The organism is Citrobacter sp. Awk 4 (assembly GCF_028069725.1).
Classification (GTDB): Bacteria; Pseudomonadota; Gammaproteobacteria; order Enterobacterales; family Enterobacteriaceae; genus Citrobacter_D.
The window spans coordinates 1-14,141 of sequence record NZ_JANEWG010000044.1; the positions used below are offsets into that span (position 1 = coordinate 1).

At 54.0% G+C, this 14,141-nt stretch carries 12 protein-coding genes; all 12 read left to right on the forward strand.

Features of this window, described 5'->3' with window-relative positions; all coding sequences use genetic code 11:
* Positions 1–483: 483 nt before the first annotated feature.
* The 12 genes from lrhA (at position 484) to nuoL (ending at position 13,965) form a co-directional block, all read left to right on the forward strand.
* Positions 484–1,422, forward strand: coding sequence for a transcriptional regulator LrhA (gene lrhA / locus NNO04_RS16860; protein WP_271445673.1), 939 nt, complete (start codon positions 484–486; stop codon positions 1,420–1,422).
* A 626-nt stretch (positions 1,423–2,048) separates the two neighbouring features.
* A complete protein-coding gene (nuoA, locus tag NNO04_RS16865; RefSeq protein WP_162383083.1) occupies positions 2,049–2,492 on the forward strand; it encodes an NADH-quinone oxidoreductase subunit NuoA in 444 nt (147 codons plus the stop codon).
* Between the two features lie 15 nt (positions 2,493–2,507).
* Positions 2,508–3,170 carry an NADH-quinone oxidoreductase subunit NuoB gene (gene nuoB, locus NNO04_RS16870; protein WP_003028075.1) on the forward strand — a complete coding sequence of 221 codons (663 nt, stop codon included), beginning with the start codon at positions 2,508–2,510 and terminating at the stop codon, positions 3,168–3,170.
* A gap of 86 nt (positions 3,171–3,256) precedes the next feature.
* A complete protein-coding gene (nuoC, locus tag NNO04_RS16875; protein WP_271445674.1) occupies positions 3,257–5,059 on the forward strand; it encodes an NADH-quinone oxidoreductase subunit C/D in 1,803 nt (600 codons plus the stop codon).
* Between the two features lie 2 nt (positions 5,060–5,061).
* Entirely contained in the window at positions 5,062–5,562 is a 501-nt protein-coding gene (gene nuoE / locus NNO04_RS16880; protein ID WP_006683660.1) for an NADH-quinone oxidoreductase subunit NuoE, read from the forward strand.
* Positions 5,559–6,896 (forward strand): NADH-quinone oxidoreductase subunit NuoF, encoded by a 1,338-nt coding sequence (gene nuoF / locus NNO04_RS16885; RefSeq protein WP_271445675.1) that lies wholly within the window; start codon positions 5,559–5,561, stop codon positions 6,894–6,896. The genes nuoE and nuoF overlap by 4 nt, the downstream gene beginning before the upstream one ends.
* 108 nt (positions 6,897–7,004) lie before the next feature.
* Positions 7,005–9,731, forward strand: a complete 2,727-nt coding sequence (nuoG, locus tag NNO04_RS16890; RefSeq protein ID WP_271445676.1) for an NADH-quinone oxidoreductase subunit NuoG — start codon at positions 7,005–7,007, stop codon at positions 9,729–9,731.
* Complete coding sequence (nuoH, locus tag NNO04_RS16895) at positions 9,728–10,705, forward strand: NADH-quinone oxidoreductase subunit NuoH (RefSeq protein ID WP_162383079.1); 978 nt, start codon at positions 9,728–9,730, stop codon at positions 10,703–10,705. The genes nuoG and nuoH overlap by 4 nt, the downstream gene beginning before the upstream one ends.
* A 14-nt stretch (positions 10,706–10,719) precedes the next feature.
* Positions 10,720–11,262, forward strand: a complete 543-nt coding sequence (gene nuoI, locus NNO04_RS16900; RefSeq protein ID WP_005129470.1) for an NADH-quinone oxidoreductase subunit NuoI — start codon at positions 10,720–10,722, stop codon at positions 11,260–11,262.
* A gap of 11 nt (positions 11,263–11,273) precedes the next feature.
* Positions 11,274–11,828, forward strand: a complete 555-nt coding sequence (gene nuoJ, locus NNO04_RS16905; protein WP_192612894.1) for an NADH-quinone oxidoreductase subunit J — start codon at positions 11,274–11,276, stop codon at positions 11,826–11,828.
* On the forward strand, positions 11,825–12,127 hold the full coding sequence (gene nuoK, locus NNO04_RS16910; protein WP_000612644.1) for an NADH-quinone oxidoreductase subunit NuoK: 303 nt from the start codon (positions 11,825–11,827) through the stop codon (positions 12,125–12,127). Before nuoJ ends, nuoK begins: the two co-directional genes overlap by 4 nt.
* Positions 12,124–13,965 carry an NADH-quinone oxidoreductase subunit L gene (gene nuoL / locus NNO04_RS16915; RefSeq protein WP_271445677.1) on the forward strand — a complete coding sequence of 614 codons (1,842 nt, stop codon included), beginning with the start codon at positions 12,124–12,126 and terminating at the stop codon, positions 13,963–13,965. The genes nuoK and nuoL overlap by 4 nt, the downstream gene beginning before the upstream one ends.
* Positions 13,966–14,141: the final 176 nt, after the last annotated feature.

A 14,141-nucleotide genomic window follows, 5' to 3' on the forward strand; every position in this document is an offset into this window, starting at 1 on the left:
GCATTTACCGAAGGCATTAATAATAAAGAATACTTTGATCAGCATAACATAACTTTGCATCAGATTAATCGCATTTAGACTTATAAATAATGCGGTTTTAGGGTAAGATAATCATGAAAAATGGCTCTAAGGTTATGATATCTGCTATTAGACTGGATATGTGTTTATAACTAAGTCATTGCGCAACTTGCTTTTTTGTGTGCTGCGAGAGTGCGTTAACTATTTTTACATTTGCCATGCTGACTCGTTTAACATTAGTAAGAAAGCACGAGTATCTAATAGATAAGACGCTTTTAACGATATATATAAGTGTATATCTGAGAGGGGAGTCATGTTGTCAGCAATGTGATATTCACTCTTACTTCGCTCAGCGACACCAGAGTGATACTGCCAGGGAGGGACATTACAAATGGAGTTGTTTGTTTCCGAATACACAGCATTAGCCCGCTCAGCTCAGTATGAGCCGCCAGTAAGTGAAAAATTATGATAAATGCAAATCGTCCGATCATTAATCTCGACCTCGATCTGCTGAGAACGTTTGTTGCTGTTGCGGATCTGAACACCTTCGCAGCTGCGGCAGCGGCAGTATGCCGTACGCAGTCTGCGGTCAGTCAGCAAATGCAACGCCTTGAGCAGCTCGTAGGAAAGGAATTGTTCGCCCGACATGGTCGTAACAAGCTTTTGACTGAACACGGTATCCAACTTCTGGGATATGCCCGAAAAATTCTGCGTTTTAATGATGAAGCCTGTTCATCATTAATGTTCAGTAATCTTCAGGGGGTATTAACAATCGGCGCTTCCGATGAATCAGCCGATACGATACTGCCTTTTTTACTCAATCGCATCAGTTCGGTTTATCCGAAACTTGCGCTGGACGTCAGGGTGAAGCGTAACGCCTTTATGGTCGATATGCTGAAGTCGCAGGAAGTGGATCTGATTGTGACCACCAATCGGCCTGGCACTTTCGACTGCCTTAACCTGCGCACATCGCCCACCCACTGGTACTGTGCCGCTGAGTATGTATTGCAAAAAGGCGAGCCGATTCCGTTGGTGTTGCTGGATGACCCCAGTCCGTTTCGTGACATCGTGCTGGCAACATTAAATGCGGCGAACATCCCGTGGCGTCTGGCGTATGTTGCGTCGACGTTACCGGCAGTCCGCGCGGCGGTGAAGGCAGGATTAGGGATAACTGCGCGCCCAGTCGAGATGATGAGCCCGGACCTGCGTGTGTTGAGCGCTGTGGATGGGCTGCCGCCATTGCCTGACACGGAATACTTGTTGTGTAGAGACCCGGCCAGCCAGAACGAACTTGCGCAGATTATCTATCAGGCGATGGACAGCTATCAGAATCCCTGGCAGTACTCGCAGTTTACCCCGGAAGGGGGAGATGATTCTCTGATAGTTGAGAGTGACTTCGAGTAACGCGCCACCCAAAAACGTTATTAAATGTAAGTGTAAAAAAGAACCGCTGATGATGAAAAATCACTCAGTGGTTCTTTTTTTGTACAAACCGAGTGAGATGGCATTCACGGCTGAAAGAAAATCTCATTAAATCAGCGATTAAAGATTATTTTTCAGTATTGCGCATAAAATGCGCATTTGAGGCTTGAGTTTCTGCCAATGTTAAAAAACTAGAGAAATTGTTGCTGTTTTTTAGGGTGGATTAACAAAAGCGTGTCACAGATCAAGAAAATACTCCTATTTAGGGGGAGGCATCTGCACGAAATCCTGTCAAAATAGAGGCGCATTATCTCTTTAACCTCGCAACGGACACGATTCAACAAAGTTAAAGCCGACTGACGATGCGATCGAATCCAGTCATAAGGGCATTAAATGTTAACCTTGTTGTTTTGATGTAAATTAATGTGAGGTAACTTTTGTTAAAGTTGACAAAAGGTTATAGAAAGGAGTAAAAAACCACATCAATTAGCTGTTTAATCGTTTTCTACAGTTATTGTAGGGTTTTTTTTATTCCTCCCCATGAATCGATGTGGCGTTCATCTGCCGAAAAGAGCAGAGAATTTGGCGCTACTTTTGATGAGTAAGCAATGAGTATGTCAACATCCACTGAAATCATCGCTCATCACTGGGCATTCGCTATCTTTCTTATTGTTGCCATTGGACTGTGCTGCCTGATGCTCGTCGGCGGTTGGTTTTTAGGCGGTCGCGCACGCGCGAGGTCGAAAAACGTTCCGTTTGAATCAGGTATTGACTCAGTTGGCTCCGCCCGCTTACGCCTGTCTGCCAAGTTTTATCTGGTAGCCATGTTCTTCGTTATCTTCGACGTTGAAGCGCTGTATCTGTTCGCATGGTCAACTTCTATCCGCGAGAGCGGCTGGATTGGCTTTGTGGAAGCTGCAATTTTTATTTTTGTGTTACTGGCAGGTCTGGTTTATCTGGTGCGTATTGGCGCGCTGGACTGGACGCCCGCGCGTTCACGCCGCGAGCGTATGAACCCGGAAACGAACAGTATCGCTAATCGTCAACGCTAACCGCGAGGCATTAAGATGGATTATACGCTCACCCGCATAGATCCTAACGGTGAGAATGACCGTTACCCCCTGCAAAAACAGGAGATCGTAACCGACCCCCTGGAGCAAGAAGTTAACAAAAACGTGTTCATGGGCAAACTGCATGACATGGTTAACTGGGGTCGTAAGAACTCAATTTGGCCGTACAACTTCGGCCTTTCCTGCTGCTACGTAGAAATGGTGACCTCGTTCACCGCCGTGCATGACGTGGCGCGCTTTGGTGCGGAAGTACTGCGTGCTTCGCCGCGTCAGGCTGACCTGATGGTGGTTGCGGGAACCTGCTTCACCAAAATGGCTCCGGTCATTCAGCGTCTTTATGACCAGATGCTGGAGCCAAAGTGGGTTATCTCCATGGGTGCATGTGCCAACTCTGGCGGTATGTATGATATTTACTCGGTAGTTCAGGGCGTTGATAAGTTTATTCCGGTGGATGTGTATATCCCGGGATGTCCGCCGCGCCCGGAAGCGTACATGCAGGCGCTGATGCTGCTGCAGGATTCGATTGGCAAAGAACGTCGTCCGCTCTCCTGGGTGGTTGGCGATCAGGGCGTTTATCGCGCCAATATGCAGTCAGAGCGCGAGCGTAAACGCGGCGAACGCATTGCAGTAACGAATCTTCGTACACCAGACGAGATTTAATTTGCGCCTGTCGGCAGCCGTACTTCACTTCGCTCATCACTACATAAATAGCGCGAAGGCCTGCCGACCACCACGGACCATTTGCAATGGTGAACAATATGACCGACTTAACCGCGCAAGACGCCGCATGGCAAACCCGGGACCATCTGGATGACCCGGTCATTGGCGAACTGCGCAACCGTTTTGGGCCGGATGCCTTTACCGTTCAGGCGACCCGCACCGGAGTACCCGTTGTTTGGGTCAAACGAGAACAACTGCTGGAAGTTGGCGATTTCTTAAAGAGACTGCCAAAACCTTACGTCATGCTGTTTGACTTACACGGCATGGACGAGCGTCTGCGCACACACCGTGACGGGTTACCCGCCGCGGATTTTTCCGTTTTCTATCACCTGATTTCCATTGAACGCAATCGCGATATCATGCTCAAGGTGGCGTTGTCTGAAAACGATCTGCGTGTGCCGACCTTCACCAAACTGTTCCCCAACGCCAACTGGTATGAGCGTGAAACCTGGGAAATGTTTGGTATTGATATCGAAGGTCACCCGCATCTGACGCGACTGCTGATGCCGCATACCTGGCAGGGCCATCCGCTGCGTAAAGACTACCCGGCGCGTGCGACTGAATTCGATCCGTTTGAGCTGACCAAAGCCAAGCAGGATCTGGAAATGGAAGCGCTGACCTTTAAGCCAGAAGATTGGGGAATGACTCGTGGTACCGATAACGAGGACTTCATGTTCCTCAACCTCGGTCCGAACCACCCGTCTTCCCACGGTGCATTCCGTATTGTGCTTCAGCTTGACGGCGAAGAGATCGTAGATTGCGTACCTGACATCGGCTACCACCACCGTGGCGCTGAGAAGATGGGCGAACGTCAGTCCTGGCACAGCTACATTCCGTACACTGACCGTATCGAGTACCTCGGCGGCTGCGTCAACGAAATGCCATACGTGCTGGCCGTTGAAAAACTGGCGGGCATTACCGTGCCGGATCGCGTCAACGTAATCCGCGTGATGCTTTCCGAACTGTTCCGCATCAACAGCCACCTGCTGTATATCTCGACGTTTATTCAGGACGTCGGCGCAATGACCCCCGTGTTCTTCGCCTTTACCGACCGTCAGAAAATCTACGACGTAGTGGAAGCGATCACCGGTTACCGTATGCACCCGGCCTGGTTCCGTATCGGCGGTGTTGCTCACGATCTGCCGCGCGGTTGGGACAAACTGCTGCGTGACTTCCTCGACTGGATGCCGAAGCGCCTCGATTCCTACGAGAAAGCCGCGCTGCGTAACACCATCCTGAAGGGCCGTTCACAGGGTGTTGCCGCTTACGGTAAGAAAGAAGCGCTGGACTGGGGCTGTACCGGCGCTGCGCTGCGCGCGACCGGGATTGACTTCGACGTGCGTAAATCACGTCCGTACTCTGGCTATGAAAACTTCGACTTTGAAGTGCCGGTTGGCGGCGGTGTTTCCGACTGCTACACCCGCGTAATGTTGAAAGTAGAAGAGTTGCGTCAGAGTCTGCGCATCCTTGAGCAGTGCCTCAATAATATGCCGGAAGGCCCGTTCAAAGCGGATCACCCGCTGACGACGCCGCCGCCGAAAGAGCGCACGCTGCAACATATCGAAACCCTGATCACCCACTTCCTGCAAGTGTCGTGGGGCCCGGTGATGCCGGCGAACGAGTCCTTCCAGATGGTGGAAGCGACCAAGGGTATCAACAGTTACTACCTGACCAGCGATGGCAGCACCATGAGCTACCGTACGCGTATCCGTACCCCGAGCTATGCGCACCTGCAGCAGATCCCGGTGGCGGTTCGCGGCAGCCTGGTGTCCGACCTGATCGTCCATCTGGGTAGTATCGATTTTGTTATGTCAGATGTGGACCGCTAATTATGCACGAGAATCAACAACCACAAACCGAGGCTTTTGAGCTGAGTGCGGCAGAGCGTGAAGCCATTGAGCACGAGAAGCACCACTACGAAGACCCGCGTGCGGCGTCCATTGAAGCGCTGAAAATCGTTCAGAAGCAGCGTGGCTGGGTGCCGGATGGCGCGATCTATGCGATCGCTGACGTGCTGGGTATTCCGGCCAGCGACGTCGAAGGCGTTGCGACGTTCTACAGCCAGATCTTCCGCCAGCCGGTCGGTCGCCATGTGATCCGCTATTGCGACAGCGTGGTGTGTCATATCAATGGTTACCAGGGGATCCAGGCCGCGCTTGAGAAAAAGCTCAACATTAAGCCGGGGCAGACGACCTTTGACGGTCGCTTTACGCTGCTGCCGACCTGCTGTCTGGGGAACTGTGACAAAGGGCCGAACATGATGATCGATGACGATACTCATGCTCACCTGACCCCGGAAGGCATTCCTGAATTACTGGAGCGGTATAAATGAAAAACATTATCCGTACTCCCGAAACGCATCCGCTGACCTGGCGTCTGCGCGATGACAATCAGCCGGTATGGCTGGATGAATACCGCAGCAAAAACGGCTACGAAGGTGCGCGTAAAGCGCTGACCGGTCTCTCTCCGGATGAGATCGTCAACCAGGTTAAAGACGCTGGCCTGAAAGGGCGTGGCGGTGCGGGCTTCTCCACGGGTCTGAAGTGGAGCCTGATGCCAAAAGATGAATCCATGAACATCCGTTACCTGCTGTGTAACGCCGATGAAATGGAGCCTGGCACCTATAAAGACCGTCTGCTGATGGAACAGCTGCCGCATCTGCTGGTAGAAGGTATGCTGATCTCCGCGTTTGCGCTGAAAGCGTACCGGGGTTACATCTTCCTGCGCGGTGAATACATTGAAGCGGCGGTGAATCTGCGCCGCGCCATTGCCGAAGCGACCGAAGCCGGTCTGCTTGGCAAAAACATCATGGGCACCGGGTTCGATTTCGAACTGTTCGTGCACACTGGGGCTGGGCGTTACATCTGCGGTGAAGAGACCGCGCTGATTAACTCCCTCGAAGGTCGTCGCGCTAACCCACGCTCCAAGCCGCCGTTCCCGGCCAGCTCCGGCGCATGGGGCAAACCGACCTGCGTCAACAACGTCGAAACGTTGTGTAACGTTCCGGCGATCCTCGATAACGGCGTCGAGTGGTATCAGAACATTTCGAAGAGCAAAGACGCGGGCACCAAGCTGATGGGCTTCTCTGGTCGCGTGAAGAATCCGGGACTGTGGGAGTTGCCGTTTGGCACCACCGCGCGTGAGATCCTCGAAGATTACGCTGGCGGTATGCGCGATGGGCTGAAGTTCAAAGCCTGGCAACCTGGCGGCGCAGGTACTGACTTCCTGACCGAAGCACACCTCGACCTGCCGATGGAATTTGAAAGCATCGGCAAAGCGGGCAGCCGTCTGGGGACCGCGCTGGCAATGGCGGTTGACCACGAGATCGGTATGGTGTCGCTGGTGCGTAACCTGGAAGAGTTCTTTGCCCGTGAATCGTGTGGCTGGTGTACGCCGTGTCGCGATGGTCTGCCGTGGAGCGTAAAAATTCTGCGTGCGCTGGAGCGTGGTGAAGGCCAGCCGGGGGATATCGAGACACTTGAGCAACTGTGTCGTTTCCTCGGTCCCGGGAAAACCTTCTGTGCGCACGCGCCAGGTGCGGTTGAACCTTTGCAGAGCGCCATTAAATATTTCCGCGAAGAATTCGAAGCTGGCATCAAGCAGTCGTTCAGTAATACCCATGCGATTGGTGGTATTCAACCGAACCTGCTGAAAGAGCGCTGGTGATTTCAGGCCTCACCTGCACGTGCGTAGTCAGGTGAGAAGCACTGAATCGCGATAAGAATTTCGATTAACGCTCAGTCTCAGACTGAGCCAACTGGAAGCATGCTGACTATGGCTACGATTCATGTAGACGGCAAAGAATATGAGGTCAATGGCTCAGACAACCTGTTACAGGCATGTCTGTCCCTCGGCCTTGATATTCCGTACTTTTGCTGGCATCCGGCGCTGGGAAGCGTCGGTGCTTGCCGCCAGTGTGCGGTGAAGCAATATCAAAACGCGGAAGACACGCGTGGTCGCCTGGTGATGTCTTGTATGACACCGGCCACCGAAGGCACCTTTATCTCTATTGACGACGAAGAAGCGAAACAGTTCCGTGAAAGTGTAGTGGAGTGGTTGATGACCAACCACCCGCACGACTGTCCGGTGTGTGAAGAGGGCGGTAACTGCCACCTTCAGGATATGACCGTGATGACCGGCCATAACTTCCGTCGCTATCGTTTCACCAAACGTACTCACCGCAATCAGGATTTGGGGCCGTTCATCTCTCACGAAATGAACCGCTGCATCGCTTGCTACCGCTGCGTGCGTTACTACAAAGATTACGCTGATGGCGGCGATCTGGGCGTTTATGGCGCACATGACAACGTCTACTTCGGTCGTCCGGAAGACGGTACGCTTGAAAGCGAATTCTCCGGCAACCTGGTCGAAATCTGTCCGACCGGCGTCTTCACTGATAAAACGCACTCCGAGCGTTATAACCGTAAATGGGACATGCAGTTTGCGCCAAGCATCTGCCAGCAGTGTTCCATCGGCTGTAACACCAGCCCGGGTGAGCGTTACGGCGAATTGCGTCGTATCGAAAACCGTTACAACGGCACCGTTAACCACTACTTCCTCTGCGACCGTGGTCGTTTTGGCTATGGTTACGTCAACCTGAAAGACCGTCCACGTCAGCCGGTTCAGCGTCGTGGCGATGATCTGATCACGCTGAACGCCGAACAGGCGATGCAGGGTGCGGCGGATATTCTGCGTCAATCGAAGAAAGTGATTGGTATCGGTTCGCCACGCGCCAGCGTCGAGAGCAACTTCGCGCTGCGTGAACTGGTGGGTGCGGAAAACTTCTACACCGGTATCGCTCACGGCGAACAGGAACGTCTGGAGCTGGCGCTGAAAGTGCTGCAAGAAGGCGGTATTCATACCCCTGCATTGCGTGATATTGAATCTTACGACGCCGTGCTGGTGCTGGGTGAAGACATCACGCAGACCGGGGCACGCGTTGCGCTGGCTGTGCGCCAGGCCGTGAAAGGGAAAGCACGCGAAATGGCCGCAGCACAGAAAGTGGCTGACTGGCAGATTGCGGCGATCCTTAACATCGGTCAACGTGCGAAGCATCCGCTGTTCGTGACTAACGTCGATAACACCCGTCTGGATGATATTGCGGCGTGGACTTACCGTGCGCCGGTCGAAGATCAGGCTCGCTTAGGTTTTGCTATTGCGCATGCGCTTGATAACAGCGCGCCGGCGGTGGACGGTATCGACCGCGATCTGCAAAACAAAATTGATGTGATCGTTCAGGCCCTGGCCGGAGCGAAAAAACCGTTGATTATCTCCGGCACCAACGCCGGGAGCGCGGAAGTGATTCAGGCCGCTGCTAACGTAGCAAAAGCACTGAAAGGCCGTGGCGCTGACGTCGGTATCACCATGATTGCCCGTTCCGTGAACAGCATGGGCCTCGGGATGATTGGCGGTGGGTCGCTGGACGACGCGTTAACCGAACTGGAAACCGGTCGTGCTGACGCCGTCGTGGTACTGGAAAACGACCTGCATCGTCATGCTTCGGCAATTCGTGTTAACGCTGCGCTGGCAAAAGCGCCGCTGGTAATGGTGATTGATCATCAGCGTACGGCGATTATGGACAGTGCCCATCTGGTCCTCTCCGCGGCAAGCTTTGCTGAAAGCGACGGTACCGTTATCAACAACGAAGGCCGCGCACAGCGTTTCTTCCAGGTGTATGATCCGGCGTACTACGAAGCCAACACCGTGATGCTGGAAAGCTGGCGCTGGCTGCACTCGCTGCACAGTACTGTACGTAACCGTGAAGTCGACTGGACGCAGCTTGACCACGTCATCGACGCCGCGATTGCTGCTCTGCCGCAACTGGCGGGTATCAAAGATGCTGCGCCGGACGCGACTTTCCGCGTGAATGGTCAGAAACTGGCGCGTGAGCCACACCGTTACAGCGGTCGTACCGCGATGCGTGCCAACATTAGCGTTCACGAGCCGCGCCAGCCGCAGGACAAAGACACCATGTTTGCCTTCTCGATGGAAGGGAACAACCAGCCGGGCGCGCCGCGTTCGCAGATTCCATTTGCCTGGGCGCCAGGCTGGAACTCCCCACAGGCATGGAACAAATTCCAGGCTGAAGTGGGTGGGAAACTGCGTCATGGTGATCCGGGCGTTCGCCTGATCGAGGCGTCTGAGGGCGGTCTGGAGTACTTCACGACCGTTCCGGCAGGTTTCCAGGCACAAGAGGGTAAATGGCGTATCGCGCCGTACTACCATCTGTTTGGTAGCGACGAGATGTCACAGCGTTCTCCGGTCTTCCAGAGCCGTATGCCGCAGCCGTACATCAAACTCAACCCGGCCGATGCCGCGAAGTTGGGCGTGAATGCCGGTACGCGCGTCTCCTTTAGTTATGATGGCAACACGGTTACGCTGCCGGTTGAAATCGCTGAAGGTCTGACGGCAGGGCAGGTAGGTTTGCCGATGGGTATGCCTGGCATTGCGCCGGTGCTGGCGGGCGCGCGTCTTGAGGATCTGCAGGAGGCACAACAATGAGTTGGATTACACCGGATCTGATTGAGATCCTGCTGAGCATTCTCAAAGCGGTGGTGATCCTGCTGGTGGTGGTCACCTGCGGGGCATTCATGAGCTTTGGTGAACGTCGCCTGCTGGGTCTGTTCCAGAACCGTTATGGACCAAACCGTGTTGGCTGGGGCGGTTCGCTCCAGCTGGTCGCGGACATGATCAAAATGTTCTTTAAAGAAGACTGGATCCCGAAATTCTCGGATCGCGTCATCTTTACGCTGGCGCCAATGATCGCCTTTACCTCGCTGCTGCTGGCCTTTGCTATTGTGCCGGTCAGCCCTGGTTGGGTCGTTGCGGATCTGAACATCGGGATTCTGTTCTTCCTGATGATGGCCGGTCTGGCGGTCTACGCGGTGCTGTTTGCCGGTTGGTCGAGTAACAACAAATACTCGCTGCTGGGTGCGATGCGTGCCTCTGCGCAGACCCTGAGTTATGAAGTGTTCCTGGGACTTTCCCTGATGGGCGTGGTGGCGCAAGCCGGTTCATTTAACATGACCGATATCGTCAATAACCAGGCTGATATCTGGAACGTTATCCCGCAGTTCTTTGGTTTTATCACTTTTGCCATCGCGGGCGTGGCGGTGTGTCACCGCCACCCATTTGACCAACCGGAAGCCGAGCAGGAACTGGCAGATGGTTACCACATTGAATATTCCGGGATGAAGTTCGGTCTGTTCTTCGTGGGGGAGTACATCGGTATCGTCACCATTTCTGCGCTGATGGTTACCCTGTTCTTCGGTGGCTGGCATGGCCCGTTCTTACCGCCATTCGTCTGGTTTGCGCTGAAAACCGCATTCTTCATGATGATGTTCATTTTGATTCGCGCGTCATTACCTCGTCCTCGTTATGACCAGGTGATGTCCTTCGGCTGGAAGATCTGTCTGCCGCTGACGCTTGTCAACTTGCTGGTAACGGCGGCTGTCATTCTCTGGCAGGCGCAATAAGGGGCGAAAAGACCATGACCTTAAAAGAATTGTTAGTAGGCTTTGGCACCCAGGTACGCAGTATCTGGATGATCGGCCTGCATGCGTTCGCCAAGCGCGAAACGCAGATGTACCCGGAAGAACCGGTCTATCTACCACCCCGTTTCCGTGGCCGTATCGTCCTGACGCGCGACCCGGACGGCGAAGAACGCTGTGTTGCCTGTAACCTGTGTGCGGTAGCCTGCCCGGTAGGCTGTATCTCTCTGCAAAAAGCAGAGACCAAAGATGGTCGTTGGTATCCGGAGTTTTTCCGCATTAACTTCTCACGCTGCATTTTTTGCGGGCTGTGTGAAGAAGCCTGTCCGACAACGGCAATTCAGCTCACACCAGATTTCGAACTGGGTGAGTACAAGCGCCAGGATCTGGTTTACGAGAAAGAGGATCTGCTGATCTCCGGTCCGGGCAAATACCCGGAATATAACTTCTACCGGATGGCAGGTATGGCAATCGACGGCAAAGATAAGGGCGAAGCAGAGAACGAAGCCAAGCCTATCGACGTCAAGAGCCTGTTACCGTAAGGAGAGGGGCAATGGAGTTCGCTTTTTATATTTGTGGGCTGGTCGCTATTCTCGCCACCTTGCGAGTGATCACCCACACCAATCCGGTGCATGCGTTGCTGTATCTGATTATTTCGCTGCTGGCGATTTCCGGGGTGTTTTTCTCGCTGGGGGCTTACTTCGCGGGTGCGCTGGAAATTATCGTCTACGCAGGCGCCATCATGGTGCTGTTCGTGTTCGTGGTGATGATGCTCAACCTGGGCGGTTCGGAAATCGAACAGGAACGTCAATGGCTGAAACCTCAGGTATGGATTGGTCCGGCGATTCTGTCGGCCGTCATGCTGGTGGTTATTGTGTACGCCATTCTGGGTGTAAATGACCAGGGTATCGACGGTACGCCGATTAGCGCGAAAGCCGTCGGTATCTCTCTGTTCGGACCTTACGTGCTGGCGGTTGAACTGGCTTCCATGCTGCTGCTGGCAGGTCTGGTTGTGGCCTTCCACGTCGGTCGTGAAGAGCGTGCAGGCGAAGTGCTGAGCAACCGCACTGAAGACCGTGCGAAAAGAAAAACGGAGGAGCACGCATGATCCCCTTACAACATGGACTGATCCTCGCTGCGATTTTATTCGTTCTGGGCTTAACCGGTCTGGTTATCCGCCGCAATCTGCTGTTTATGCTGATCGGTCTGGAAATCATGATTAATGCTTCCGCGCTGGCCTTTGTGGTCGCCGGTAGCTACTGGGGCCAGACCGATGGTCAGGTGATGTACATCCTCGCCATCAGCCTTGCGGCTGCTGAAGCGAGTATCGGACTTGCGCTGTTACTGCAACTGCATCGCCGTCGCCAGAACCTGAACATCGATTCAGTAAGTGAGATGCGTGGATGAACATGCTTGCCTTAACCATTATTCTGCCATTGATTGGCTTTGTATTACTGGCGTTCTCTCGCGGTCGCTGGTCGGAAAACCTCTCCGCTACCGTGGGCGTGGGCTCCATTGGTCTAGCCGCGCTGGTAACAGCGTTGGTCGGCATGGACTTCTTCGCGAACGGTCAGCAAGCGTTTAGCGTCCCACTGTGGACCTGGATGTCGGTCGGCAACTTCAACATTGGTGTTAACCTGGTACTGGATGGTCTCTCCCTGACCATGCTGTCTGTGGTTACCGGTGTGGGCTTTCTGATCCACATGTTTGCGTCCTGGTATATGCGCGGTGAAGAGGGCTACTCTCGCTTCTTCGCGTACACCAACCTGTTTATCGCCAGCATGGTTGTCCTGGTGCTGGCCGATAACCTGCTGTTGATGTACCTCGGCTGGGAAGGCGTGGGCCTGTGCTCCTATCTGCTGATCGGTTTCTACTACACCGATCCGAAGAATGGTGCTGCGGCGATGAAAGCGTTTGTCGTGACCCGTGTGGGTGACGTCTTCCTCGCCTTCGCGCTGTTCATTCTTTACAACGAACTGGGCACCCTGAACTTCCGCGAAATGGTGGAACTGGCGCCGGCACACTTCGCTGCAGGCAACAACATGCTGACCTGGGCGACGCTGATGCTGCTGGGTGGTGCGGTTGGTAAATCTGCGCAGTTGCCGTTGCAGACATGGCTGGCAGATGCGATGGCAGGCCCGACGCCTGTCTCCGCGCTGATCCACGCTGCGACCATGGTAACCGCTGGTGTCTACCTGATTGCCCGTACTCACGGTCTGTTCCTGATGACCCCGGAGATTCTGCATCTGGTGGGTATCGTCGGTGCGGTAACGCTGGTGCTGGCGGGTTTCGCCGCGCTGGTGCAGACCGACATCAAACGTGTACTCGCTTACTCCACCATGAGCCAGATTGGCTACATGTTCCTGGCGCTGGGCGTTCAGGCGTGGGATGCGGCGATTTTCCACCTGATGACGCACGCCTTCTTTAAAGCGCTGCTGTTCCTGGCATCCGGTTCGGTGATTCTGGCCTGCCATCACGAACAGAACATCTTCAAAATGGGTGGCCTGCGTAAATCCATTCCGCTGGTTTATCTCTGCTTCCTGGTGGGTGGCGCGGCGTTGTCGGCTCTGCCGCTGATCACCGCGGGCTTCTTCAGTAAGGATGAGATTCTGGCCGGTGCGATGGCGAATGGTCATATCAATCTGATGGTTGCAGGTCTGGTCGGTGCGTTTATGACCTCTCTGTACACCTTCCGTATGATTTTCATCGTGTTCCACGGTAAAGAGCAAATTCACGCTCATGCAGGGAAGGGGATTACCCATCATCTGCCGCTGATTGTGCTGATGATCCTGTCCACCTTCGTTGGCGCGCTGATTGTACCGCCGCTGCACGGTGTACTACCGGCAACAACCGAGCTTGAGCACGGTCGCGTGATGACCCTGGAAATTACCTCTGGCGTCGTGGCGATTGTGGGTATTCTGATGGCGGCCTGGCTGTGGCTGGGTAAACGCACTCTGGTGACCTCGATTGCTAACAGTGCGCCTGGTCGTCTGCTGGGGAACTGGTGGTATAACGCCTGGGGCTTCGACTGGTTGTACGACAATGTGTTCGTGAAGCCGTTCATGGGTATCGCCTGGTTGCTGAAAAGAGACCCACTGAACGCAATGATGAACATCCCGGCGATCCTTTCTCGCTTTGCAGGTAAAGGCCTGCTGTTTAGTGAGAACGGTTATCTGCGTTGGTATGTGGCGTCCATGAGCATCGGTGCGGTCGTTGTGCTGGCACTGTTGATGGTATTGCGTTGAGTTTGATTGTTTTGTGGGTGTCGGATGGCGCTGCGCTTATCCGACCTACAAACCCAAAATAATTTTTAGAATTCGTTGAAAATCTGTTCCTGAAGTACAGGCGTCATCGGCGAAGTCAGACCGAATACCGCCAGCGCAGAGCAACCGGAGCGTACTGAAGTACGTGAGGATTGCGA